General features: G+C 69.3%; 23 protein-coding genes and 1 pseudogene. 18 read left to right on the plus strand and 6 right to left on the minus strand.

Annotated elements, in window-relative coordinates; translation table 11 throughout:
• The first annotated feature begins 12 nt into the window (after window positions 1-12).
• The 4 genes from ACLJRM_RS10675 to ACLJRM_RS10690 all read left to right on the plus strand — a co-directional run bounded on the left by ACLJRM_RS10675 (window position 13) and on the right by ACLJRM_RS10690 (window position 1,929).
• Window positions 13-186, plus strand: a complete 174-nt coding sequence (locus ACLJRM_RS10675) for a DUF4244 domain-containing protein (protein WP_101611108.1) — start codon at window positions 13-15, stop codon at window positions 184-186.
• A complete protein-coding gene (locus ACLJRM_RS10680) occupies window positions 186-530 on the plus strand; it encodes a TadE family type IV pilus minor pilin (protein ID WP_410662925.1) in 345 nt (114 codons plus the stop codon). The genes ACLJRM_RS10675 and ACLJRM_RS10680 overlap by 1 nt, the downstream gene beginning before the upstream one ends.
• Window positions 527-883 (plus strand): Rv3654c family TadE-like protein, encoded by a 357-nt coding sequence (locus ACLJRM_RS10685; protein ID WP_410662926.1) that lies wholly within the window; start codon window positions 527-529, stop codon window positions 881-883. The genes ACLJRM_RS10680 and ACLJRM_RS10685 overlap by 4 nt, the downstream gene beginning before the upstream one ends.
• A gap of 419 nt (window positions 884-1,302) precedes the next feature.
• Entirely contained in the window at window positions 1,303-1,929 is a 627-nt protein-coding gene (locus tag ACLJRM_RS10690) for a bifunctional DNA primase/polymerase (protein ID WP_410604986.1), read from the plus strand.
• 13 nt (window positions 1,930-1,942) lie between these two features.
• Here ACLJRM_RS10690 and ACLJRM_RS10695 read toward each other — a convergent pair whose 3' ends face one another.
• Window positions 1,943-4,408 (minus strand): DEAD/DEAH box helicase, encoded by a 2,466-nt coding sequence (locus tag ACLJRM_RS10695; RefSeq protein WP_410662927.1) that lies wholly within the window; start codon window positions 4,406-4,408, stop codon window positions 1,943-1,945.
• Between the two features lie 319 nt (window positions 4,409-4,727).
• On the opposite strand from ACLJRM_RS10695, the gene ACLJRM_RS10700 reads away from it, so the two are divergent.
• The 4 genes from ACLJRM_RS10700 to ACLJRM_RS10715 all read left to right on the plus strand — a co-directional run bounded on the left by ACLJRM_RS10700 (window position 4,728) and on the right by ACLJRM_RS10715 (window position 8,984).
• Entirely contained in the window at window positions 4,728-6,989 is a 2,262-nt protein-coding gene (locus ACLJRM_RS10700) for a sodium-translocating pyrophosphatase (protein ID WP_101611104.1), read from the plus strand.
• 114 nt (window positions 6,990-7,103) lie between these two features.
• Window positions 7,104-7,652: a hypothetical protein gene (locus tag ACLJRM_RS10705; protein WP_233222923.1), complete on the plus strand. Its 549-nt coding sequence runs from the start codon at window positions 7,104-7,106 to the stop codon at window positions 7,650-7,652.
• A gap of 101 nt (window positions 7,653-7,753) precedes the next feature.
• Entirely contained in the window at window positions 7,754-8,338 is a 585-nt protein-coding gene (locus ACLJRM_RS10710) for a hypothetical protein (RefSeq protein WP_101611103.1), read from the plus strand.
• A 34-nt stretch (window positions 8,339-8,372) separates the two neighbouring features.
• Window positions 8,373-8,984, plus strand: a complete 612-nt coding sequence (locus tag ACLJRM_RS10715; RefSeq protein ID WP_410662928.1) for a hypothetical protein — start codon at window positions 8,373-8,375, stop codon at window positions 8,982-8,984.
• Window positions 8,985-9,066: 82 nt separating this feature from the next.
• Here ACLJRM_RS10715 and ACLJRM_RS10720 read toward each other — a convergent pair whose 3' ends face one another.
• A complete protein-coding gene (locus ACLJRM_RS10720) occupies window positions 9,067-9,879 on the minus strand; it encodes a serine protease (RefSeq protein WP_101611101.1) in 813 nt (270 codons plus the stop codon).
• Between the two features lie 269 nt (window positions 9,880-10,148).
• Here ACLJRM_RS10720 and topA point away from each other — a divergent pair, with 269 nt between their 5' ends.
• From topA to ACLJRM_RS10770, 10 genes are all read left to right on the plus strand, one after another.
• Entirely contained in the window at window positions 10,149-13,040 is a 2,892-nt protein-coding gene (gene topA / locus ACLJRM_RS10725) for a type I DNA topoisomerase (RefSeq protein WP_174720475.1), read from the plus strand.
• 178 nt (window positions 13,041-13,218) lie between these two features.
• A complete protein-coding gene (locus ACLJRM_RS10730; protein WP_410662929.1) occupies window positions 13,219-13,839 on the plus strand; it encodes a dihydrofolate reductase family protein in 621 nt (206 codons plus the stop codon).
• A gap of 38 nt (window positions 13,840-13,877) precedes the next feature.
• The gene (locus ACLJRM_RS10735; protein ID WP_410662930.1) at window positions 13,878-14,201 is read left to right on the plus strand and encodes a YciI family protein; all 324 of its coding nucleotides are present in this window, start codon (window positions 13,878-13,880) and stop codon (window positions 14,199-14,201) included.
• Window positions 14,198-15,430 carry an RNA polymerase sigma factor gene (locus ACLJRM_RS10740; RefSeq protein WP_410662931.1) on the plus strand — a complete coding sequence of 411 codons (1,233 nt, stop codon included), beginning with the start codon at window positions 14,198-14,200 and terminating at the stop codon, window positions 15,428-15,430. Before ACLJRM_RS10735 ends, ACLJRM_RS10740 begins: the two co-directional genes overlap by 4 nt.
• A 95-nt stretch (window positions 15,431-15,525) precedes the next feature.
• Window positions 15,526-16,317 carry an ESX secretion-associated protein EspG gene (locus ACLJRM_RS10745; protein ID WP_101611100.1) on the plus strand — a complete coding sequence of 264 codons (792 nt, stop codon included), beginning with the start codon at window positions 15,526-15,528 and terminating at the stop codon, window positions 16,315-16,317.
• Complete coding sequence (locus ACLJRM_RS10750) at window positions 16,310-17,083, plus strand: ESX secretion-associated protein EspG (protein ID WP_410662932.1); 774 nt, start codon at window positions 16,310-16,312, stop codon at window positions 17,081-17,083. Before ACLJRM_RS10745 ends, ACLJRM_RS10750 begins: the two co-directional genes overlap by 8 nt.
• A 12-nt stretch (window positions 17,084-17,095) precedes the next feature.
• Window positions 17,096-18,340, plus strand: a complete 1,245-nt coding sequence (locus ACLJRM_RS10755; RefSeq protein ID WP_410662933.1) for a hypothetical protein — start codon at window positions 17,096-17,098, stop codon at window positions 18,338-18,340.
• Window positions 18,341-18,452: 112 nt separating this feature from the next.
• A complete protein-coding gene (locus tag ACLJRM_RS10760; RefSeq protein WP_410662934.1) occupies window positions 18,453-18,968 on the plus strand; it encodes a hypothetical protein in 516 nt (171 codons plus the stop codon).
• A 145-nt stretch (window positions 18,969-19,113) separates the two neighbouring features.
• Window positions 19,114-21,168: a bifunctional MFS transporter/dTMP kinase gene (locus ACLJRM_RS10765; protein WP_101611097.1), complete on the plus strand. Its 2,055-nt coding sequence runs from the start codon at window positions 19,114-19,116 to the stop codon at window positions 21,166-21,168.
• The gene (locus tag ACLJRM_RS10770; RefSeq protein ID WP_410662935.1) at window positions 21,165-22,373 is read left to right on the plus strand and encodes a DNA polymerase III subunit delta'; all 1,209 of its coding nucleotides are present in this window, start codon (window positions 21,165-21,167) and stop codon (window positions 22,371-22,373) included. The genes ACLJRM_RS10765 and ACLJRM_RS10770 overlap by 4 nt, the downstream gene beginning before the upstream one ends.
• Before the next feature lie 470 nt (window positions 22,374-22,843).
• On the opposite strand, the gene folK is transcribed toward ACLJRM_RS10770, so the two are convergent.
• From folK to folE, 4 genes and pseudogenes are all read right to left on the minus strand, one after another.
• Window positions 22,844-23,341 (minus strand): 2-amino-4-hydroxy-6-hydroxymethyldihydropteridine diphosphokinase, encoded by a 498-nt coding sequence (gene folK / locus ACLJRM_RS10775; RefSeq protein WP_410662936.1) that lies wholly within the window; start codon window positions 23,339-23,341, stop codon window positions 22,844-22,846.
• Window positions 23,338-23,697 carry a dihydroneopterin aldolase gene (gene folB / locus ACLJRM_RS10780; RefSeq protein WP_410662937.1) on the minus strand — a complete coding sequence of 120 codons (360 nt, stop codon included), beginning with the start codon at window positions 23,695-23,697 and terminating at the stop codon, window positions 23,338-23,340. The genes folK and folB overlap by 4 nt, the downstream gene beginning before the upstream one ends.
• Window positions 23,690-24,532, minus strand: a complete 843-nt coding sequence (gene folP, locus ACLJRM_RS10785; protein ID WP_168214426.1) for a dihydropteroate synthase — start codon at window positions 24,530-24,532, stop codon at window positions 23,690-23,692. Before folP ends, folB begins: the two co-directional genes overlap by 8 nt.
• Window positions 24,529-24,873, minus strand: a pseudogene (gene folE / locus ACLJRM_RS10790) (GTP cyclohydrolase I); the annotation flags it as partial. The gene folP and the pseudogene folE, both read right to left, overlap by 4 nt.
• Window positions 24,874-25,291: the final 418 nt, after the last annotated feature.

Below are 25,291 nucleotides of genomic sequence, written 5' to 3' on the forward strand. Positions count from 1 at the left end.
AAGGCGATACCCATGAGCAAGCTCCCCACCTTCCGCGACGACGACGGCATGGCGACGGTCGAGTACGCCATCGCGACCTTGGCCGCCGCCGCGCTGGCCGGAGTCCTGTACCTGATCGTCAACGGTGAAGCCGTCTTCGCCGGGCTCACCGCGCTCATCGAGCGGGCCTTGTCGGTGAAGTTCTGATGCCGGGTGGTGATCGCGGGTCCGTCACGGTGGAGGCCGCGCTCGGCATCGGCGCGCTGACCTTCGTCTCGGCTTTGTTGCTGGCCGGGATCGGGGTCGCCGCCGATCAGCTCCGCTGCACCGACGCGGCCCGCGAGGCGGCTAGGCTCCTCGCTCGCGGCCAGCCCGCCCGCGCCGAACAGGCGGTGCGGGAGATCGCGCCGCCCGGCGCGCGGCTGGACGTCGTCCGCGAAGGCGATGCCATCACCGCCGGTGTCGAGGCCGAACCGGTGGCGGGTCTGCTGCCGGGGATCCGGCTGCGTTCCCATGCCTTCGCGTTCGCCGAACCGGGCGGTGGCCCATGAGGCGGGATGACCGTGGCGTCGCGACCGTGTGGACCGCGTCGATCGTCGCCGTCCTGATCTGCGCGGCGGTGTCGACCTTCTGGATCGGCGGTGCCGTCACGACCCGGCACCACACCGAGGCCGCCGCGGATCTGGCGGCGCTCGCGGCGGCCTCGTACGCGGCGGCGGGTCCCGGTGCGGCCTGCGAACGGGCGCGGCTGGTGGCCGTCCGGATGTCAGTCACCTTGCTGACCTGTCGGTGGGAACGTGGCGATGCCCTGGTCGAGGTGCGGTCAGAAGAGTCCGGACACCTGGCGTCCCTGGGGCGGGCAGAGGCACGGGCAAGGGCGGGGCCGGTCGACCGGCCACCGTGACGGACGTCGCACGGTGAACGGTCGTCCCCTCGGCGACCGGCCGGTGGTACGCACGGGTAACCGCCGAGCGCGAGCAGCGGTCGTTGACGAGCGGCGAGCGGTCGAAGGCATGATCAGCGCTCCGCCGAACGGCCCTGCGCCGCTTGTCGTGAGCAGGGTCACCAGGGCGGGATGCCCTGCTCGGCTGCGACGAACGGCGCCGAACCGGTCGTCGAGGCCCGTTAACCGGACGTGCGGCGTTCGGTCCGTCGAGTCGGACTACCGCGCGTTCATCGCTAAGTAACCGCCGGTTGTCGCGTGAGGTCTTCTCCCGATGTGCAACTTGCCGTTTATTGAGATGTGCGCCACTTCGAAAAGTTCGCCGGGGCGGTGCGGCAGAGACAGACACAGGACAGAGTTGACCTGAGGCAGGGACAGTAATGTTGGACGCGAATTGGCCGGACAGCTGGCGGGGCGCCTTCCGCATCGAAATGCGGGCGGAGGCGATCGGTCTCGCCTGGCGTGGCTGGCCGGTGCTCCCGGGTGCCGAGCCCGCCGCGATCACCGCGGAAGGTGACGACCTCACCTGGCGGCGTCCCGTCCCGGCCCAGGACAACTGGCGTGAACTGATCGAGACCCACCCGCACGAGGTCGCCACCTGGTTCGGCGACGACACGCACAGCCTGCTCGTGGCCACCGGCACCGTGCTGGACGCCATCGAGGTCGACGACGAGCTCGGCAAGGCCGCCGCCCGTCTGCTGCGCGCCACCGGCCACCCCGCCCCGATCGTCGCGATGCCGAACGGCCGCTGGCTGTTCCTCACCACCGTCGCGACGAGCATCCCGCGGGAACTGGCTGACCACGCCTCGATCCAGTGGCACGGCGCGAACGACTACATCCCGCTTCCCCCGTCGCCGTTCCAGCACGGTGTCGTGCACTGGCGGGTCAAGCCCGAGGTCTGGGGCTGGCAGCTGCCCGAGGCCGCCGAGGTGCACGACGTGCTCGTTCGTGCGCTGGCCGGTGACAAGGCCGTCGCTCCCGTGGCGACCCTGACCACCGCCGCCTGACCAACCCACAACTTCAAGCCAACAAGTGGCCCGACCGCGGCCCGTGCTGACGCAACGCCCCGAGCACGGTGTCGAGAACGGCCACTGCCCCCGCCTTGTCCAGCGGATCGTTGCCGTTCCCGCACTTCGGCGACTGGACGCAGGACGGGCAGCCGGCCGGGCACTCGCAGGAAACGATCGCCTCCCGCGTTGCGGCCAGCCAAGGGACAATTGCGGCAAACCCGCGATCGGCGAATCCCGCACCCCCGGGATGGCCATCGTGCACGAACACCGTCGCCTCCCCGGTGTCCTCGTGCCACGCGGTAGACACCCCGCCAATGTCCCAGCGGTCGCAAGTAGCGAACAGCGGTAGCAGGCCGATCGCCGCGTGCTCGGCGGCATGCAGGGCACCGGGGACGCGCGCCGGATCCAACTCGGCGCTCGTCCCCGGTGCTCCGCCAAGATCCTCGGTCCCCACCTTGGAGCCTCCGGTCCCCACCGGCTCCAGAACCTCGGTCTTCGGCCGATGGCCCCCGGTCCCCGCCAAGCCATCGGAACAGCCGAGCAGCTCGGCCGAGATCGTGTACCAGACGGCGCGGGTGTCGAGTCTCTGCTCCGGCAGATCCAGCGGAGTCTGGTCCAGCACCTCACCCGACGGACGCCTTCGCAAGTAGCCGACCACTTGCGAACTCACCGATACCTCGCCGAGATTCACCGTGATCCCGCCGTGCACCCTGCTCTCCTCGACGCGCAGCACGCTGATGTCGACGATCTCGCGCGGTGACGTGCTCCAGTCCGGATCCTCCGCGTGCACCAGGGCGAGCCCGGTTTCGAGATCCAGCTCGTCGACCACGTAGGACGAACCCTGGTGCAGGTACACCGCACCGGGATGGACCGCGTAGCAGGCGGAACCCGGGTCGACCGTGCCGAGCATCCGCCCGGAATCGGCTTCCACCACGGCGATCTGCTCGCCGCCGGAACCGCGGATGCCGACGTCGGCGTGCGGCCGGTCGCGGGAGGTCCAGTACCAGCCGCTCGTGCGGCGACGGATGATCTTCTCCCTGACCAGATCCGCGAGCACGGCGCGCGCCGCGTCACCGCCGAAGGCCGCGACCTCCGGTTCGGTCAGCGGGAGTTCGGCGATGGCGCAGGCCAGTTGCGGTCCCAGCACATACGGGTTCGACGGGTCGAGGACGGCGGCCTCGACCGGCCGGTCCAGGATCGCGGCCGGATGGTGCACGAGATAGGTGTCCAGCGGATCGTCGCGGGCCACGAACACGACCAGTGCCGCGTCTCCCGCGCGCCCGGCCCGGCCTGCCTGCTGCCAGAACGACGCGAGTGTCCCCGGGTAACCGGCCAGCACCACCGCGTCCAGCCCCGCGATGTCGACACCGAGTTCGAGCGCGTTCGTCGTCGCCACCCCGAGCAGCCGCCCGGACAGCAACGCCGCTTCGAGGGCGCGCCGCTCCTCAGGCAGGTACCCGGATCGGTACGCGGCAACGGAATCCGCCAAGGAAGCGTCCACTTCGGACAAGATCCGTCGTGCGCCGAGCGCGGTCAGTTCCGCGCCCCGCCGCGACCGGACGAACGCCAGCGAGCGGGCGCCCTCGATGACCAGTTCGGCGAGGATCCGCGAAGCCTCGGCGCCTGCCGAGCGCCGCACCGGAGCGCCGTTCTCGCCGGAAAGTTCCGACAGCAGCGGGGGTTCCCACAGCGCGACCGTGCGGGCGCCGCGCGGTGAGCCGTCTTCGGTGACCGGGACGCAGTCCTGCCCGGAGAGTTTCGAAGCGAACGCCGCCGGGTCCGCCGTCGTCGCGGACGCGAGAACGAAGACGGGCGAAGCGCCGTAGTACGTCGCGACCCGGCGCAGCCTGCGCAGCAGCAACGCCACATGGGAACCGAAGACGCCGCGATAGCTGTGGCATTCGTCGACGACGACGAACGAGAGCCGCCGGAAGAACCGGGACCAGCGCGCGTGCGACGAGAGGATCCCGCGGTGCAGCATGTCCGGGTTCGTGAACACCCAGTTGGCGTGCGCGCGGACCCAGTCCCGCTCCTCCAGCGGAGTGTCACCGTCGAACGACGCGGCACGTGCCTTCTTGATGTCCAAAGAGGAAACCGCGCGCAACTGGTCGGCGCCGAGCGCCTTGGTCGGGGACAGGTACAGCGCCGAAGCCCGCTCGTCCTCGACCAGTGCCGAGAGCACCGGCAACTGGTACGCGAGCGACTTGCCCGACGCGGTGCCGGTGGAGATCACGACGTGCTTGCCCTCGCGGACCAGCGACGCGGCCTCGGCCTGATGCCGCCACGGCGCCTTGACGCCGCTCGCCGTCAGCGCCTCGACGACCGGAGCCGCCGCCCACTCCGGCCAGTCCACCGAATCCGCCGGGCGTGCGGGCAGTTCGGCCACATGGGTGACCGGGTACAGCGAAGCCGGGATCCCCGCCGTCGCGCGGTCGAGAAGCCGCCGCCCCTTACCGGATTCCGCCGTGCCGTCCACCTTCGGAAGCTTCGCACAGCGCACCGACAGAAAACGGCCGCCGCCGAACGGAACGGACGCCGGAACGGCCCGCGGATGATCGATAAAGTGATCAGCCTCACAAGGTAACGGAACGTGCGGTGGCGGGGACGCCTTGCCGTCCTCCATCCCACTACCAATACACTCCCGCAATCCACACCGTCTGTGGCGAGCGTCATGTGAGACGTGCCTTGCAGTGCGACTAGCGTGACGTTCGGCTCAGATCCCCATGCCAGCGCGCGTGCCGCCGGTTCCATCGGCGGATCGTCGTTGGCCTACGGCGACGTCTCCAGGAGGACGAATGTCCCGGCAGTTCCTCGCGGAGGGCGAAATCACGCTCTCCGGAGGTGGTTACACCATCGTCGGTGTAATCGCCGCGGTCGCCCTTGTTGCACTGGTCATCGGCTACGTCCTGCTCAAGGAGGTGCTGGCCGCCGGCCAGGGCACCTCGAAGATGCAGGACATCGCGAAGGCAGTGCAGGAAGGTGCGGCTGCCTATCTGAAGCGGCAGCGCAACACCCTCGTGATCTTCGGGGGTCTCGTGTTCTTGCTGCTCTTCGCTTTGCCGGCCGAAGACTGGAACGAGAAGATCGGCAGGTCCATTTTCTTCCTGGTCGGCGCGGGGTTCTCCTTCGCGATCGGCTACCTAGGCATGTGGCTGGCGACGCAGGCGAACCTGCGCGTCGCGGCCGCTTCGCGTGAACCCGGCGGTCGCGAAAAGGCGATGCGCCTGGCCTTCCGCACCGGTGGCGTCGTCGGCATGATCACCGTCGGCCTCGGCCTCTTCGGTGCCGCGGTCGTCGTCCTCGTCTACACCGGACAGGCTCCGAAGGTGTTGGAGGGCTTCGGTTTCGGTGCCGCGCTGATCGCGATGTTCATGCGTGTCGGCGGCGGTATCTTCACCAAGGCCGCCGACGTCGGCGCCGACCTGGTCGGCAAGGTCGAGCAGGGCATCCCCGAGGACGACCCGCGCAACGCGGCCACCATCGCCGACAACGTCGGTGACAACGTGGGCGACTGCGCCGGCATGGCCGCCGACCTCTTCGAGTCGTACGCGGTCATGCTCGTGGCGGCGCTGATCCTGGGCAGCACCGCCTTCGGCGTGCACGGCCTGATCTTCCCGCTCATCGTCCCCGCCATCGGCGTGATCACCGCGGTCATCGGTGTCTACATCACCAAGGCCAAGGCGGGCGAAGGCGGTCTGGTCACGATCAACCGCTCGTTCTACATCTCCGCGGCGATTTCCGCGGTCCTGTCGACGATCGCGGCGTTCGTCTACCTGCCCGGTTCGTTCTCCGAGTTCGGCGAGGCCTTCGCCGGCAAGTCGGGTAACCCGGCGCTGATCGCGACCCTTTCGGTGATCATCGGCATCGTGCTCGCCGCGATCATCCTCAAGATCACCGGCTACTACACCGGCACCGAGTACAAGCCGGTCAAGGAGGTCGGCAAGTCCTCGGAAACCGGTGCGGCGACGGTGATCCTGGCCGGTATCTCGGTCGGGTTCGAGTCCGCCGTGTACACCGCGCTGGTCATCGCCGCGGCCGTGTTCGGTGCTTTCCTGGTCGGTGGCGGCGTCGCGCTGTTCGCCGTGGCGCTGGCCGGTACCGGGCTGCTGACCACCGTCGGCGTCATCGTCGCGATGGACACCTTCGGCCCGATTTCGGACAACGCGCAGGGCATCGCGGAGATGTCGGGTGACGTCGACGAGGACGCGGCGCAGATCCTCACCGAGCTCGACGCGGTCGGCAACACCACCAAGGCCATCACCAAGGGCATCGCGATCGCCACGGCGGTCCTCGCGGCGACGGCGCTGTTCGGGTCCTACCAGGACGCGATCACCAAGGCTGTCGGCGATGGCAAGGAGTTCATCGCGAACATCGTCGGCCCGGAGACGCTCGTCGGTGTGATCATCGGCGCGGCGGTCGTGTTCCTGTTCTCCGGTCTCGCGGTCAACGCGGTGTCCCGTGCCGCCGGCGCGGTCGTCTACGAAGTGCGCCGCCAGTTCCGCGACATCCCGGGGATCATGGAGGGCACCACGCGGCCCGAGTACGGCCGAGTCGTCGACATCGTCACGCGTGACTCGCTGCGTGAGCTGACCACTCCCGGTCTGCTCGCGGTCTTCGCCCCGATCGCGGTCGGTTTCGGCCTCGGCACCGGCGCGCTCGCCGGATACCTGGGTGGTGCGATCGCGACCGGGACCCTGATGGCGATCTTCCTCGCCAACTCCGGTGGCGCCTGGGACAACGCGAAGAAGCTCGTCGAAGACGGAAGCCACGGCGGCAAGGGTTCGGACGCGCACGAGGCCACCATCATCGGTGACACCGTGGGTGACCCGTTCAAGGACACCGCCGGTCCGGCGATCAACCCGCTGATCAAGGTGATGAACCTGGTGTCGGTGCTGATCGCCCCGGCGGTCGTGCAGTTCTCGATCGGCGCGGACGCCAACGTCGGCGTCCGGATCGGGATCTCGCTGGTCGCCGTCGCGATCATCGTCGCGGCGATCGTGGTTTCCAAGCGCCGCGAGTCGGTTCTCTCCGACACGCCCGCGGAAGCCAAGGCGTAACACCGAAAAGCTCGACCCGCCGGGCCCGCCACGTTTCCGTGGCGGGCCCGGCGGCCGTCCGGGGCAGGCTAATCTCTGCGCGTCACACTGATCCCGATCCGGGGAGTCCCTGCCATGAGGCGTTCGCTCACCTTGTTCGCCGCCGCTTTCCTGCTGGCGGGCTGTGGCGGCGCCGAAACTCCCGCCGCGGCACCTTCTTCTCCCGCCCCCGCCGCCGGAACGTCCTGGATGGACGGTTTCTGCGGTTCGCTGATCGACTTCGCCAAGATCGGCGAGTTCAGGATGCCCGACTTCGAGCAGGGCGACGTCGCGAACGCCCGGAACGCGATGGACGAAGCCTTCCGTGTGTTCGCCCCAGGTTTCGACAACGCCGTCACCGGCCTCAACGGACTCGCTCAGGCGCCGAGCCCGGAAGCCGAGGCCGCGCGCAAGAGCATCGTCGACGCGCTGACGCCGATCCGCGACCAGGTCGTCTCCGCGAAGGCCAAATTGGACGCCGCGCCGAAGGACGACAAAGCCGCCACGGCGGAGGCCGGGCTCGCGTTCCGGCAGATCGGGTCGAACATCAACGACATGCCCGACCCGTTCCAGCAGCTGGAAACGAACGCGTCGCTGAAGGCACTGGCCGAACAGGCCCCGAACTGCAAGAAGTTGCCCTCCTGACCATTCTTTTCGCCGTGTTGATCGCCCGGCGATTTGCAATGCCCCCCGGTATCGGTACCGTCGGGGGCCAGCCGGGAAGTCGTCGGGTCGGGAGGTGTTTTGTGCGGCCGCGGTTCACCGTCCTTGCCGCGCTAGCAACAGGTATCGGGCTCGGCCTCGCCGGGTGCGGGCAGCAGCCCGCGGTGACTTCCCACGCCAGACAAGAAGGTCTCGCGACGGTCAGCGCGTCGCAGGCCGACCCCACCTCCGCCTGGGCGGAGGGATACTGCGGCGCGGCAGGTGGCCTCGTACGGACGCTGGCCACGTTGCCCAGCGTCGATCCGAGCACGCCCCAGCAGGCGTCCCGGACCTCGAGCGAGCTGATGGTCTCGGTGGTCGAGGGACTGAACCGCACCTCGTCCGCGCTCAAGGGCCTAGGCCCGTCCCCGATCGCCGGCGGTGACGCCTCGCGCGCGGCCGCCGTAGCCCAGCTCGACGGCATCCGCGTGCGCGCCGACGACGTCCGGCACCGCCTCGACTCCTCAGCCGACGCCGAAGCGACGAAGACGGCGCTTCGCGATGCTAGGACGTCGCTCGACGAACTCGACCGTCTCGACCTTCTCAGGGGCCTTAACGACGTGCCTCAGCTCGCTTCGGCGAGCAGCCGGATCCCGGTTTGCCAGGAATTGGTCAAGCAACCGCGCTGAGTCACCGCGCTATCACTGGCCATGACTCGAACTTGTGTTCTATTGTGTCGGGGTGGACGGGACGATCTCGCTCTTCTCGGCGGAGGCGAGCGGGCCGGGGCTCGCCGACCTCGCCGGTGTGCTGTGCGGGCCCGGGCGGATGACGGGCTTCGGGCGGACGGCGGCACGGCTGTCCGCCGTGGTCGACGAGCCGTGGCGGGCCGGTGCCCTCGCCAGGGAATGCCGCCGCCGTGGCGCCGAGGCGCAGGTCTCGGCCGCCGAATGCGGGCGGCCGCTCGTGAGAACGCCGTTCCGGGTCGATCTGCTGCCGTTGGAGCAGCGCTGGAGCAGTGGTGAGAAGAAGGTCTTGCCGGACGGGTTCCGGCTCGACGGGGCGATGCTGAGGATGTGGGCCCTGGCGGCGGGCAGCCCCCAGGGCAACGGCTACCTGCTCGCGCTCGATCCGGAGGCGCCGGAGACGCACGAACGCCTGATCACGGCGCTGGCCCAGCTGGGCGTACCGGCGAAGGCGCCGCGCGGCGACGAGGCGTTGCTGCGGGTCACCGGACGCCGGCGGCTGGCGCACGTGCTGGAGCTGATCGGGGACGCGCCGGTGGGGGCGGAGCCCGCTTGGCCCAGCTTGGTGCCCGTGGTGCGCGCCGGTTGAGCCTCACCAAGTGCAATGAAAGTCCCCTTCATTGCAAAATTTGCAATGAAGGGGACTTTCATTGCACTTCAGGAGCGAGACATCAGGGCTTGGGCGCCTTGCAGTTCGGGTTCGACAGATCCAGCTCACTACGCGAAAGGCAGGAGGTCAGCTGGTAGGTCTGCTCCCCGTAGTTGATGCCCTTCCGCACGGTGACGTTCCCCGCGGCGTCGACCTCGCACGGGTTGTTCATCGTGCATCGCTGACCGCTTTCGTTGCCGGTGTTGTTGACGCCGACGACCTTGCCCGTCGAGGTCTCGATGATCGGCGACCCCGAGGTCCCGCCGATCGTCTTGCACGCCGGGGTGTACCTGATCGAGTCCTTCCAGACCCAGTTCGCCTCGCGCAGCTCGTGGACGAAGCCGTCGATGTTGCAGGAGTAGATCTTCTTCCAGTACCCCGAGACCACGTCCATCGCGACGCCCGCCGACGGACGGGTCGGCGAGAGGGTCAGCGGGGCGATACCGTAGGTCGCCTGGATCTTGGCGTAGCTGGTGTTGAGCTGGTAGAGCGACACATCCGTGTCGGTCATCGTCGCGTAAAGCAGTTTCTTCGCCTTGAGCGTGCCCAGGGACGAACGCCCGTCCTTGGACAGCAGGCTGAAGGTCCGTGACGAAGGCTGGTTGACGACTACTTCTCCTGGGTCTGGGAAACCTTCTTGGAGGCAGTGCCCGTTGGACATGACGAGGGCGGGGTCGTCGAGGCTCGCCGCGGGCGGTTTGACCACCGACCCGGAGCAATTCGACAGCGCCACGGTTCCGGCGAAAGTGGTCGTCGCCGCTTCCGCCGGGGCGGTTCCGACCAGGGCGGATGCGGTCAGCATGGCGAACAGTGTGCCGAGGAGTCGTCGGGTCACGTGGAGTCCTTTCGGGTCGGCGTGGGTATCAAGTGAAGCGTTGGCGGAGGGGGAGACACCACCGTCGAACGGAGGGTGTTCACCCCGTCACGCGGTACCCCAGGCGGACGTGTCCGACATCACGTGCTAGGTGTTGAAAGGAAACATCGGCGAGGTCAGCGGCGATGCGCTGGACACACGATCGGCGGCGTGTTGTGCCACCTAGACGTGGTCCGGGCGGTGCGAGCGTGCACACTGACGGGTCGAGAGGCGGCGCGAAGGCGCCGAAGATGAGCGGAGAGCAGGACAGCGTGGCAGGAGCACGGACGAAGAAGACCGCGGCGTCGGACGACGGCGCGGGCCGTCGTCGGCTGGTGATCGTCGAGTCGCCGACCAAGGCCCGCAAGATCGCCCCGTACCTCGGCGTCAACTACGTCGTGGAGTCCTCCGTCGGGCACATCCGCGACCTTCCCCGCGGCGCGGCCGACGTGCCCGCCCAGTACAAGGGTGAGTCGTGGGCGCGGCTGGGTGTCGACGTCGACAACGACTTCAAGGCGCTGTACGTCGTCACGCCGGACAAGAAGTCCAAGGTCACCGAGCTGAAGAGCCTGTTGAAGGACGTCGACGAGCTCTACCTCGCGACGGACCCCGACCGCGAGGGCGAAGCCATCGCGTGGCATCTGCTGGAGACCCTCAAGCCGAAGGTCCCGGTCCGCCGGATGGTCTTCCACGAGGTCACCGAGCAGGCGATCCGCGCCGCGGCCGACAGCACCCGTGAACTCGACGGCGACCTGGTCGACGCGCAGGAGACCCGCCGCATCCTGGACCGGCTCTACGGCTACGAGGTCTCACCCGTGCTGTGGAAGAAGGTCATGCCGAAGCTTTCGGCGGGCCGCGTGCAGTCCGTGGCGACCCGGATCGTGGTCGAGCGGGAGCGCGAGCGCATGCGCTTCACCTCGGCGTCTTACTGGGACATCTCCGCGACGATGGACGCGGGCGCCGAGGCGTCGCCGCGGAACTTCCCGGCCCGGATGATCGCCGTCGACGGCGCGCGCCTGGCCACCGGCCGTGACTTCGGCTCGGACGGGCAGCTCAAGACCGGCACCTCCTCGAACACCGAGATCCGCGTGCTGGCCGAGGCCGACGCGGTCCGGCTGGCCGAGGGACTGAAGAACCGTGACTTCAAGGTCGCGAGCGTCGAAGAGAAGCCGTACACGCGGAAGCCGTACGCGCCCTTCATGACCTCGACCCTGCAGCAGGAGGCGGGCCGCAAGCTGCGGTTCACCTCCGAGCGCACCATGCGGATCGCGCAGAAGCTGTACGAGAACGGTTACATCACTTATATGCGTACCGACTCCACGACGCTGTCGGAGTCGGCGATCTCGGCGGCGCGCAGCCAGGCGACGCAGCTGTACGGCAAGGAATACGTCTCGCCGTCGCCGCGCCAGTACACGCGCAAGGTGAAGAACGCGCAGGAAGCCCACGAGGCGATCCGTCCCTCGGGCGAGGTCTTCCGCACGCCGGGCCAGGTCGCGAAGGATCTGGACACCGACGAGTACCGCCTCTACGAGATGATCTGGCAGCGCACGATCGCGTCGCAGATGGCGGACGCGAAGGGCACCACGATGTCGGTGCGCATCGTCGGCACCGCCACCAGCGGCGAAGAGGTCACCTTCGCCTCTTCGGGTCGCACGATCACCTTCGCCGGGTTCCTCAAGGCGTACGTCGAGGCCGTCGACACCGAGAGCGGTGGTGAGGCGGACGACAAGCAGAGCCGTCTCCCGCAGCTGGTCAAGGACCAGGCGCTGACCGCGACCGAACTGAGCCCGGACGGGCACACCACGTCGCCGCCGGCGCGGTACTCGGAGCCGAGCCTGGTCAGCAAGATGGAAGAGCTGGGCATCGGCCGCCCGTCGACGTACGCGTCGATCATCAAGACCATCCAGGACCGCGGCTACGTGTGGAAGAAGGGTTCCGCGCTGGTGCCCTCCTGGGTCGCCTTCGCCGTGATCGGCCTGATGGAGCGGCACTTCGAGCGGCTGGTCGACTACGACTTCACCGCCGGCATGGAGGACGAACTCGACCGCATCGCCGCCGGTGACGAGCACCGCACGCAGTGGCTGTCGAAGTTCTACTTCGGCGGCGACATGGGCGTCGACGGTTCCGTCGGCCGCCTCGGCGGGCTGAAGAAGCTGGTCGGTTCCGGCGTCGAGGACATCGACGCCCGCGAGATCAACTCGATCCCGCTGTTCAGCGACCCCGAGGGCCACACCGTCGTCGTGCGCGTCGGCCGCTACGGCCCGTACCTCGAGCGCGAGGTCGACGGCACGTCGCAGCGGGCGAACCTGCCCGAGGACCTGCCGCCGGACGAGCTGACCCTGGAGCTCGCCGAGAAGCTGTTCGCGACTCCGCAGGAAGGCCGTGTCCTCGGCAAGGATCCGGTCAGCGGACACGAGATCGTGGCGAAGGAAGGCCGCTTCGGCCCGTACGTCACCGAGCTCCTGCCCGAGCCGGAGCCGCTGCCCGAAGGCGCGACAGCCGCGCAGAAGAAGGCCGCGAAGGCGAAGCAGCCGAAGCCGCGTACGGGTTCGCTGTTCAAGTCCATGTCGATCGAGACGATGAACCTCGAAGACGCGCTGAAGCTGCTTTCGCTTCCGCGTGTGGTCGGCAAGGACCCGGAATCCGGCGACGAGATCACCGCGCAGAACGGGCGCTACGGGCCGTACCTGAAAAAGGGCACGGACTCGCGTTCGCTCACCACCGAGGACCAGCTGTTCTCGGTCACGCTCGAAGAGGCCCTGAAGATCTACTCGGAGCCGAAGCAGCGTGGCCGGTCCGCGACCGCGAAGCCGCCGCTCAAGGAACTGGGCGACGACCCGGTGTCGGGTAAGCCGATGGTGGTCAAGGACGGCCGCTTCGGTCCGTACGTGACCGACGGCGAGTACAACGCGACGCTGCGGAAGTCGGACAGCATCGAGGAGCTGACCGCCGAACGCGGTGCCGAACTGCTGGCGGAGAAGCGTGCGAAGGGCCCCGCGCCCAAGCGCAAGGCTCCGGCGCGGAAGCCCGCGGCCGCCAAGACGACCGCGGCCAAGAAGACCACCGCGACCAAGTCGACGGCGGCGAAGACGACTGCGGCCAAGAAGCCCGCTGCGCGCTCGACAGCCACGAAGACGAAGTAGCGCGCCCAGGTCACCACGAACGGCCCGTTTCCTGCGATGAGCAGGAGACGGGCCGTTCTCATGTCCCCCGAAAAGTTCTCCGAAGAAATCCGGGAGGAGGTGTCGGATCGGGGCGGGGGCGTTCGTAGCAGGGGTGAGGCCGCCCGCGAGGGGCGGCGCCGAGGCGAAGGAACCGCTCATGAAGCTGACGACCATCACCCAGATCACCCTCGACGGAGTCACGCAGGGAAACGGCGGTGCGTCGGACGAGGACCGCAGGAACGGTTTCGAGCGCGGCGGATGGGCAAGGGGGAAGGGTGACGCCGAGACCGTGGCGTTCATCAACCGGACCTACGAGCGCGCCGACGCGTTCCTGTTCGGCCGCCGGACCTACGAGCTGTTCGCCGGCTCGTGGGGAACCATGACGGCCCAGGACATCCCTGGCTGGGAGCCTGTCCTGCGGGCGTTGAACGCGCGGCCGAAGTACGTGGCGTCGACCACGCTCACCGAGCCGGCGTGGTCGGGCACCACCCTCCTGTCCGGCGACCTCGCGAACGCCATCGCGGACCTGAAGGCCAAGCCGGGCGGTGAGCTGCAGGTGCACGGCAGCGGCACCCTGATCCGGTGGCTGCTGGAGCACGAGCTGGTCGACGAGCTGACCTTGATCGTGGTCCCGGTGATCCTCGGCCAGGGCACGCGCCTGTTCCCGGAGAACGGCCCGGATCTCGCGCTCGACCTGACCGAGTCGCGAACCGACTCGAAGGGCGTGACGATCCAGGTCTACCGGCCCGCCGGGCGTCCGCGGTATGCAACTGCCTGAAGCGCACTGTCCCGACACCACAGGAGGTGATCCCCGGAATGCAGTACCTGGTTTCCGTGATCGACGACAAGAGCAACCCCGGCAGCACGGACCGGGAGCCCGCCATCAGCGCGTTCAACGAACGGCTGATCGCCGAGGGCCACTGGGTCTTCGCGGGCGGACTCGCCGACACCGACTCGGCGACGGTCATCGACAACCGGGGCGAGCAGGCGTTGCTCACCGACGGGCCGTTCGTGGAGTCGAAGGAGTACCTCGCGGGCGTCTGGGTGTGGGAGGCCGCCGATCTGGACGTGGCGCTCAAGCTCGCCACCGAGGCGTCGAAGATCTGCGATCGGAAGATCGAGGTGCGGCCGTTCCGGTGAGCGACGTCGACGAGGCGATCACCCAGGCCCACCACGGCGAGTGGGCACGGGTGGTGGCCGCCCTGACCAGGCGCTTCGGCGACCTCGACATCGCCGAGGAGGCGGCGGCCGAGGCGTTCGCGACCGCCGTCGAGCGGTGGCCCGCCGACGGCGTGCCCCCGAACCCCGGCGCCTGGCTGACCACCACCGCCAACCGCAAGGCCATCGACCGGATCCGGCGCGAGAACAAACGCGACGACAAGCAGAAGGAGGCCCGGATGACCTACGACGACGACCCGCCCGAGCCTCCCGGCGCCATCGACGACGACCGGCTCCGGCTGATCTTCACCTGCTGCCACCCGGCGCTGGCGATGGACGCCCGCGTGGCGTTGACGCTGCGCCTGGTCGGCGGGCTGACCGTGCCCGAGATCGCCCGCGCCTTCCTGGTGGCCGAGAGCGCCATGGGGCAGCGGATCACCCGCGCCAAGGCCAAGATCAAGGCGGCCCGCATCCCCTATCGCGTGCCGTCCGCCGAGGATCTCCCGGCCCGCGTCTCCAGCGTGCTCACCGCCCTCTTCCTCGTGTTCAACGAGGGCTACCTGGCCACCGGCTCCGGCACCGATCCGCTGCGGCACGACCTGACCGCCGAGGCCATCCGGCTCACCCGCCTGATCCGGGCCCTCCTGCCGGACGACGGCGAGGTGGCCGGGCTGCTGGCGCTGATGCTCCTCACCGAGGCCCGCCGCTCCGCCCGGGTCTCGGACGGCGGCGAACTGATCGCCCTCGACGAGCAGGACCGCGGCGTCTGGGACACGGCGCTGATCGCCGAGGGCCACCGGCTGGTGCGCGAACGCCTCGCCGCGGCCGCCGCCGGGGTGGCCCCGGGGCGCTACCAGATCCTCGCCGCGATCAACGCCGTGCACACCTCCGCCCGCGACATGCGCGACACCGACTGGTCGCAGGTCCTCGCCCTCTACGACCAGCTCGTCCGCCTCGATCCCTCACCCGCCATCGCCCTCAACCGGGCCATCGCGGTCGCCGAGCTCGACGGCCCGGAAGTGGCGCTGGCGGCCGTCGGCCGCCTCGGGGACAGGCTGGCCGGTTATCACGCCTATCACGCCACCCGCGCCGACCTGCTGCGTCGGCTGGGCCGCGGCGGGGAAGCGCGCGAGGCCTACGACAAGGCCATCGATCTGGCGGGCAACACCGCCGAGACAGCCTCCCTGACACGACGCCGCGACCGGCTTTAGCCGATCGCCGAACACCGCCTCGGGACCGTTCGCCGACCGCTCACCGACCGACCTCACCCGTTCGAACAAAAGTTCTAAAAATTGTCGGTACCAGGGTGTTCAATGGTCAGGTGAGCACTTCAACGACCGCTGTCTTCGACGTCATCGACGAGGTCATCGCCCCGCTGGCAGCCGAGGTTCCGGAGCGTCCCTCGGTGATGGAGTTCTACGATCCCGAACTCGCCGTGCCGCCGGTGCTGGCCGACGAGGAGCCGACTCCAGGGCTCACCCTGGCCGAGGAGGTGGAGCAGTACACCCGGTTCGTGAGCGGGATGGCGACGATCGGGCTGGCCCCCGGTGGTGAGGTCACGCCCGAGGCCGTCGGGCTGTATCGCGCGCTGCGCGGCGGGTTCATCCGCGGCGTGGTGACCGGGGTCTTCCCGTCGCGCGCGGAGCCGTGGGAGGTCCGGTTCTTCGGCGACGAGGACTACACCACGGTGCTGAACAAGCTCGGCAGGCGAGCGCGGCTGCGGTCCGGTTTCCTCAGCGCGCTGCCGGGCTGGGTGTTCGACGGGCTGCCCGACCATCCGCCGGGTCCCGGCGAGACCGTGCGCATCGAGACGGACGCGGGCGGGCTGATCCCGCTGCGGGCACGAGAGGCCGTCGAGGTGATCCGCGCGGGCGCTTCGCGGCCGAGGCACGGCACGGTCCTCGTCGATCTCGCGGTGCGGAACTCCATCCTCGCCGAGTACCCGCACGGCGCGTTCGGCCTGGTGGACAACGACCTCGGCCGGTACCAGTTCAGCGCGGCGATGGACGCCGACGGCCGCTGGACGCTCACCTGGGGTCCGGCCACCCGGTCGATGGCCGAACAGTGGATCGTGAAGGCGGTGCAGAACCATGCGTGAACCGGCGACGGTGAAGGAACTGATGAAGCGCGCCGCCGAGCCGGTGCTGCGCGCGGTGCCCGAGCGACGGAGCGTGTACCTGGGCTACGACCCGGAGATCACCGACGACGAGATCCGCCGCCTGTGCCCGTCCTACGACGAGCCCGCGGATCTCGTCACCCAGGCCGAGCGGTACGCGGCCAAGGCGGCGATGCTCGAAGAGGCCGGGCTGATGGAGAACGGCGAGATCCATCCCGCCGCGGTCCAGATGCACGGCGTGATGCTGCGAGGTTCGGTGCGAGGCGTCCTCACCGGCGTCTTCGCGTCCGAGCCCCGCGCGGTGCGGGTCGACTGCTACGGCGACGGGCATCAGGCGGCGGTCTGGCGGATGCGGTCCGGGCGGCGGACCACGTTCAGCCTGAGCGACTTCGGCGAGCTGGGCGCGCGGGTCTTCGGCGGGCTCCCGCACGTCCCGGCCGGTGAAGTGGCCCCGATGCGCATCCGGATCGACGAGCACGGCGTGCCGCTGGCCGGTCAGGACGAGGAGGTCGGCCTGGTCGGGGACACGCTGAACCGGCCGCGGACCGGGACGGCGATCCTCGATCTGGTCGCCTTCGGCGGGTTGAACGCCGAGTACCCGGACTACGGCTTCGTGATCGTCGACAACGATCTGGGGAGGTTCGTGTTGTACGCCGCCCCTTCCGAAGGGTGGCTGATGTTCGGTGGAATGGACCGCCGCGCACTGGCGGGCTGGCTGCACGAGGCGGTGGACTTGAGCCGGACGTAGCCGTCTTGGGCGATGAACGAGGGGGAGGGCGGCATGGACCTGGACCGGCGGGCGGCTGACGCGTGGTTCCGGCGGCGAGGGCTGCCGATGGTCATCCACCGGCGCAGGCGAGGGGCGGGCATGCTGCGCCGCTCGACCCCGGGCCTGATGTTCCTGTGCCTGCTCGACCTGCTGCTGGCCGGGCTGGTGCGGCTGCTCGACGTTCCCGAGGACGTGCTCGAGGCCCGGATGCGCGAGACCGGTCTCGCCTACGTCCTCGGCGTGCTGGCGCTGACGTTCGCCGTGGTCGTGGTGCCGCTGGTCGGCGGCCGTTCGATGGCGAAGCTGCTCCGGACGCTGCGGCGCACCCGGGTCCGGTTGGCCGTCATGGTGGCGACGATCGGCCTCTGGGTGCTGGTGCTGCCGCTCGGCGAGCGGGTCGCCGGGCTGGTGTCGTGGGAAGACCCGCTGTGGGCCGCCGTGCTCGTCAACCTCGCCGCGCTGGCCGTGCTGATGCTGCTGGTGCGGATCGGTGTCGGCTCGATCCTGACCTGGGCGGCGCGGAGCGCTGTCGCGCAGGTCAGGGCGATCGGCTCGCTGGCGTCGCGGGCGTTGCCGCTGCTTCTGCTGGTGGTGATGTTCAGCTTCTTCACCGCGGAGCTGTGGCAGGCCGTGGAACGGCTCACCCCGGGGCGGTTGTGGCTGGTGGCTGGCTTCCTCGTCCTGATCGGCGCGGTGTTCCTGGCGTCGATGCTGTCCGACGAGATGAAGGAGCTGAAGTCCTGGACCGTGGAGCCAGGGGCGGCGGTCCTGCGCGGCACGCCGTTCGACGACAACGGCACGACACCGCCGGGACGGCGTGCGCTGTCCAAGATGGAGCGGCTGAACCTCGCCCTGGTGCTGTTCTTCGCCCAGGCGGTGCAGATCGTGGCGTTCGGCGTGCTGGTGTTCGCCTTCTTCATCGTGTTCGGGGTGCTGATCCTCCAGCCGGAGGTCGTCACGGAGTTCGCCGGCCGGGAGTCGGCGCCCGGAACACTGCTGGGTGTCCCCCTTCCGGTGAGTTCCGCACTGATCAATGTCTCCTTTTTCCTTGCGGTTTTCTCCGGTTTGTACTTCGCCGCATCAACCGCGACAGATGCCCGGTACCGGCGTTCTTTCTTCGAGCCATTGCTGGAGGATGTGAAGATCAGCCTCGCTGCGCGTGATATTTATCTGGCCCATTGGGCGGATGTGCGCCGGGCCGAGGTGGTTACCCTGGAAGCAGAGGACATTCCGTAGTGAGGTGGTCACCATGAGCGGGAAGGGCGGAACTCCCTTCTTCGATGCCCCGGACGTCGTGAAAGGCGATGGCACTCAGGCAGATCCTCCGGGCGACACATTCGCCGACCCATTGTCCGGGCTGGTCACGACGGGCACGTCGGCACAAGCGAACTCGTCGGCGGAGTCCGACGACGTCCGCGTACAGGTGCCGGGACCGGTCCAGCACGACCCCGAAGTCGTGAGCAGGATGGTCAACGCGGCCATGCTCGCGGACGACCAGCCCGCCGACGGCCACGGCGCCGAGCATTCCGCCGGCCTGCCGCCGGGAAAGATCGTCAGCACGGTCGGTGAGCAAGGCCCTGCTCCGATCGGGATCCTGCCCCAACAGCGCACGTGGCCCTCGAGGCCGCCTCAGCTGCTTCGCCAACCCCGTCGTTTGAAGCAGGAAGAGCCGGTCGAGGTCGACGAAGAGGCCGAGTTCGAAATACGGCGTGCCAAGCGTTCCCGGCAGCTTCCGAGGCTCGGCAAGCCGTCGTCGAACACCACCGGTGTGATGATCGCGATCGCGCTTTTGATCGTCTTCGCGGTCCTCGCCATCCAGCTGCTGGCCAGCCTGTTTAACAGCATCGCGGGGATCTTCGGGTAACCCGTCCGGCGGTAGCGCCGGACGGGGCCGTCCGCCCGCACGTCACCCATCGGGATACCCTGGCCATACGGTCGGGGGACTCGGCGTTGACCCGGGTCGCGCCCGGCGTCGCGGTGACTAGTGGGGTGGGCGTATCAGCGAGGGCGTGCAGTCGGTGCCCGAAGCGGGCACGGATGGTTCGGCGGGCCGTGACACTTCCACCATGCACCGCGTGCGGCGGGTGCTGGCGATCAAGCCGTTCCGCCGGATCTGGGGTGTCTCGTACCTGTGCAGCGTCGCGGACTGGCTGAACCTGCTGACGCTGACCGGTCTGGTCACCAAGCTGACCGACAACTACGCCGCGCAGAACTTCGCGTTCGTCGGTGTCGTGCTGACGTCGCTGCTGCCCGGCCTGCTGTTCGCCCCGCTCGGCGGGCTGCTCGCCGACCGGTTCGACCGGCGCAAGGTGATGGTGCTCTGCGACCTCGGCCGGTGCGGGTTCCTGCTGTCGATCGCGTTCGTCGGCACGCCGTGGTGGGTGTTCGTCGGCAACTTCCTGGTCGGCTGCTGCGCGATGATGTGGATCCCGTCGAAGGACGCGGCGGTGCCGAACCTGCTGCGCCGCCCGGACCAGGTCGAGACGGCCAACCAGCTCGGCATGGTGATGACCTACGGCCTCGCGGTGATCACCGCGGCCGGGGCGAACGCCGTGCTCACCGGCAGCAACACCACGTTCCACTTCTTCCAGGGCGACGCGCAGCTCGGCATCGCGAAGGTCGCCGTCGTCATCACCGGCCTGCTGTACCTGACCAGCGCGATCGTGATCGCGACCAGGATCCCCGAGCTTTCGCTGCGCAACGTCCACTCGGTCGAGAAACCCAAGGTCAAGGCCGCAGACGAGGAGAAATTCGGCTTCCGCCAGATGATCTCCGACGGCGCCCGTTTCGTGCGGACGACGCCCTTGGTGCGCGGGCTGATGATCGGCGCGTTCGGCGCTTTCGCCGCCGGTGGCGCGGTGATCGGTTCGGCCAAGCCGTACTCGTCCAGCCTGCTGGCCGGTGACGCGGCGTTCAACCTCCTCGTGCTCGCCGTCTTCCTCGGGCTCGCCACGGGGATGGCCGTGGCCCCGAAGCTGGCCCGGCGGCTCGCGCACGACCGGCTGTTCGGGATCTCGATCATCGCCGCGGGCCTGTGTCTCGTCGTCGTCGCGCTGTCGCCGCATCTAGCGGTTTCGCTGGTGGCCGTCGCCGCGGTCGGTGTCTGGGCGGGGACGGCGTTCCTGACCGGTGTCACGATCATCGGTTCGCGGATCGAGGACTCCATCCGCGGCCGGATCAACGCGATCTACCAGTCGCTGATGAAGATCGTGCTGTTCGGCTCGACGATCCTGGTGCCGGTGCTGATCAGCGCGGTCCAGACGACCGAGATCAGCCTGTGGGGCGGCACGATCTCGATCGACGGCACGCGGCCGGTGATGATCGGCGGCGGTGTCCTCGCGCTGCTCGCCGGGATCTTCGCGTACCGGCAGATGGACGACAGGCGCGCCGAGCCGATCCTCGCCGATCTCCGCAACGCCCTGCGCCGCAGCCCTCGCCGCGTCAACGGGCTGCTGATCGCGCTCGAAGGCACGCGGGCGATCAACACCGAGACCCAGGCCGAGCGGCTGGCCGAATGGCTGCGCGCGGGCACGCGCCCGGTCGTGCTGGCGGCCGACCCGGCGCTGGACGACCAGCGGCTCGCGAAGCTGCTCTCCGGCGCTTCGCTGACCGGTGCGCGGGCGCAGGCGCTCGCCGCCGCCGCGGTGCGGGCGGACATCGTGGAACGGGACATCCAGCCCGCGCTCGACGCCGGTTCCGTCGTGGTGATGGAACGGTTCGTGGACTCGCCGCTGGCGCATCTGTCCGCGGTCGCCGGGCTGGACAGCCAGGAACTCGAAGGGCTCGCCGACTGGGCGACCGGCAGGTTGCGGCCCGACATCACCGTCCTGCTCGACGCCGATCCCGGCACGGTGATGCGGAAGTCGGAGTCGCTGGACGCGCAGTGGCGGGTGCAGCATCTGCTCACGGAAATGGCCGCCGCCGACCCGGACCGGTACGTGGTGGTCGACGCGGAAGGCACCGAAGACGAAGTGAGTGACCGGGTCCGCACCGCGATTCGCGCGGTGCTCGTCGGCAGGCTCGCCGGACTCGCCCCGGCGGAGGAAAAGGTCGAGGTCAGATGACGGAAGCCCCGGTGCTGATCGGTGTCTGGAAGCAGCTCGTCGGCCAGGAGCCCGGCGCGCGCACGCTTTCCACGGCGTCGGCGGCGGCCGCGCGGATCATCGAGAACCAGCCTGTCGCGCCGGGGGCGATGACCCACGCGTGGCTGGTGACCGGTCCGCCGGGTTCGGGTCGCTCGACCGCCGCCAGGGTGTTCGCGGCGGCGTTGCAGTGCAGCACCGGCACCGGCTGCGGGGCCTGCCCCGGCTGCCGCACCGTGCTGGCGGGCACGCACGCCGACGTCAAGCTCGTCGCGCCGGAAGGTCTTTCGATCTCCGTCGCCGAAATGCGTTCGCTGGTCCAGTCCGCCGCTCGCCGTCCGACCACCGGGCGGTGGCAGGTGGTGATCATCGAAGACGCCGACAGGCTGACCGAAGGTGCGTCGAACGCGCTGCTGAAGGCCGTCGAGGAGCCGCCGGACCGCACGGTGTTCCTGCTGTGCGCGCCGTCCGATCACCCGGACGACGTCTCGGTGACGATCCGCTCGCGCTGCCGTCTGGTCACCCTGCGGACTCCGCCCGCCGAGGCGATCGCGCAGGTGCTCGTGGAACGGGACGGCATCGATCCCGAACGCGCGCAGTGGGCCGCGTCCGTCTCGAGTGGACACGTCGGCCGCGCGAGGCGGCTCGCCACCGACGAGGCCGCCCGGCAGCGGCGGGCCACGGTGCTGCGGATCCCGCTCGGCCTGCGGCGTCCGTCCGATGTGTTCACCTGCGCGGATCAGCTGATCAGCGCGGCCGAGGCCGACGCGGGCGAGGAAAGCAAGGTCCGCGACGAGGCCGAGCGCTCCGAACTCCGCACCGCGATGGGCGGCGACGGCATCGGAAAGGGCGTCTCGGGCGCGAAACGAGCCGCCGAAGCCGCGGTGAAGCAACTCGAGAAACGCCAGAAGTCACGCGCGACCCGGACCCAGCGAGACACCCTCGATCTCGCGCTGGTGGACCTCGCCGCGTTCTACCGGGACGTTCTCGTGACCGCGAGCGGCGCGGGCGCGACGCTGAACCATCCGGACCACGCCTCGGAAATCTCGCAGGCCGCCTCCGCCTGGGCGCCGGACTCGATCCTGCGCCGCCTCGAAGCCGTCCTGGAATGCCGCGACGCCATCGACCTGAACGTGAAACCGCGAATCGCCGTCGAAGCCATGGTCACCACCCTGCGCCAAGGCTGAACCGCACCGCTTCCGGCCCTACCCCAGCCCCCCGCCCGTCCCAGGGGGGCGACCCCGAGTCCAGTTTACCGGGGTCGAGGGTGGAAAAGTGCTGGTCGGGCGAGTTGTCCACAGGTAGGGGTGGTTGTGGACAACTGCTGTGGGTAAGTGAAGCGGCTTCGGGTTCGGAGGCTTCGGATGTGCCCCCAATGTGGCATTGGAGACGCTCAACGTCCCCAATGTGGCATTGGGGGCAGCTTGCGGCAGACCCGAGAGAAGCGATGGGAGCCTTCGCCGCATAGGACGCGGTGAAGGGCGCTTTCGCCACATCGCATGCGGGGAAAGGCCCCTTCAGCCCCCGCCCCGGACCCAACCGGACCCGAGCGGGGGGGGGGGGGGGGGGGGGGGGGGGGGGTGGTCGTGTGTGGCGATTCGGGTTCTAACCCGAATCGCCACTCACGACCCACGTGACCAAACGCCCTACTCCGGGGTCAGGCGACGGCGAGCGTGAGCGGGGTCCGGCGCACCGAGTCGACGTCGGAGGCGGGGCGGGCGGCGAGGAGGGCCGCGACGGGACCGTGGCCGGGGAGCACCGCGTCGGGCTCGATCTCCAGCCAGGGGATCAGCACGCTCGCGCGCTCCGGCGTGCCGGGATGAGGAAGCAGCAACTGGGGGTCGTCGGAGCGCACCCCGTCCACGGTCACGATGTCGACGTCCAGCGTGCGCGGCCCCCAGCGGACCTCACGCACGCGCTCGGCCTCCCGCTCGGCCGCCTGCCCGGCGCGCAGCCAGTCCCAGTGGTCGCGAGCCGGGTCGTCGACCAGGACGAGGGCGTTGAGGAAGTCCGGCTGGTCCTCGACACCCCACGCCTTCGTCTCGTACACCGACGAAACCGCGACCACCGCGGGCCGCACCGCGTCCACGGCCGACTGAAGGAACGCGAGCCGGTCCCCCAGATTCGAACCGAGCGAAAGCAGCGCGCGGCTCATCGCTCCCGCCGCACACTCACGGCGACGTCGCCGAAGTTCAGCGGGATCGGCGCCGACGGCTTGTGCACGGTCACCTCGACGGCGGTCAGCCGCTCGTCGCGCAGGACCTCGTCGGCGATCTTCCCGGCGACACTCTCGATGAGGTCGTACGGCTCGCCCGCCACAATCCCGGCGGCGAGTTCGGCCAGTTCGCCGTAGTGCAGCGTCTTGGTCAGGTCGTCGGACGCGGCGGCCGGTCCGAGGTCCAGCCACACCACGATGTCGACGACGAACTCCTGCCCGTCGCGCTTCTCGTGGTCGAAGACCCCGTGCCTGCCGAAGACCCTCAAGCCGGTCAACGTGATCCGGTCAGACAACGGGACTCCCCTTCCGCCAAGCCGCCGCGACGGTCACGGCGTCGATACTCGCGCCGACCTCGTGCACCCGCACACCCCAGGCGCCCGCCGCCGCGGCGAGCGCGGACACGGCCGCGGTCGCGTTCTCCCGGCCGTCCGGCGGAGCGGGCTTTCCGTCCTTTCCGGACAAAAGGCGCCCGAGGAACCGTTTGCGCGAGGCGCCGACGAGCACCGGGAAACCCAGTGACAGGAAGGAATCCAGGCCGTTCAGCAGCGCCCAGTCGTGTTCGGCGTCCTTCGCGAAACCGAGCCCCGGATCGAGCACGATCGCACTCTGGTCGACCCCCGCGGCGACCGCTTCGTCCACTCGGGACAGCAGTTCGGCGCGCACGTCCGCGACGACGTCCGCATAGGACGCCAGCGCGTTCATGTCCTTGCTGTGCCCGCGCCAGTGCATCAGCACCCACGGGACCCCGGTCTCCGCGGCGACCTTCGCCATGTTCGGATCGGCCAGCCCACCGGAGACGTCGTTGATGACCGACGCGCCCGCGTCGACGGCGGCGAGGGCGACCTCGGCCCGCGTGGTGTCCACGGACATCGCGACACCGTCGGCCGCGAGGGTGCGGATCACCGGCATGATCCGGGAAATCTCGGTTTCGGCGTCCACTCGGGACGCCCCGGGCCTGGTCGACTCGCCGCCGACGTCGATCAGGTCCGCGCCGCGCGCCCACATCTCGTGCGCGTGCTCCAGCGCCTGCTCGACCCCGAGGTAGCGGCCGCCGTCGGAGAAGGAATCGGGGGTGACGTTGAGGATGCCCATCACCGCGCAGCGGCCGGGCCGGGGCAGGGCGGTCATCGACGGCCCTTGATGAGGTCCAGCGCCTCCGCCCGCGAGGACGCCGAAGACTTCAGCAGACCGCGCACGGCCGACGTCGTCGTCCGGGCGCCGGGCTTGCGGATCCCGCGCATGGCCATGCAGAGATGCTCGGCCTCGACCACGACGATCGCGCCGCGGGGGGCGAGTTTGCGCATGAGCGCGTCGGCCACCTGCGAGGTGAGACGCTCCTGGACCTGCGGGCGCTTGGCGTAGAGGTCGACGAGCCTGGCCAGTTTGGACAGACCGGTGACCTTGCCGTGGCCGTTCGGGATGTAGCCGACGTGGGCGACACCGTGGAAGGGGACCAGGTGGTGCTCACAGTTGTGCGTCAGGTGCCCGGCGATCAGGAAGGTCGGGTGCGGCTCGCATTTGAAGCTGTACACCGTGTAGGGCTTGGTTCCCGTCGCCTTCACCGGCCGGACGGACTCGACCTCGACGTACTCCGACTCGATCAGGTCGGTTGTGTAGTCGTCTTGAGGGAAGCCATGTCGCCGGAACCAGCTGTCGGCGATATAGAGGTGGGAGGCGATCCCGCCGCTCCGGGGGGTGAAACGAGCCCCGATGACCGTGGCCAGATCTTCCAAGAAAGGGATATTCGCGCTGACGACGGTACGGCCGGCGATCTTCTTGTACCGGAAACCGTCCCCGTCCACGTACCCGTCGAGAAATCCGTTGAACGTGCTCAAGTCGTTGAGCACGACCATCGGGAAGCGCTGGCGCTGGTGGTGAGCGTCGCCG

Origin of the sequence: Amycolatopsis sp. lyj-84, from assembly GCF_046549075.1 — a bacterium.
Lineage (GTDB): Bacteria > Actinomycetota > Actinomycetes > Mycobacteriales > Pseudonocardiaceae > Amycolatopsis.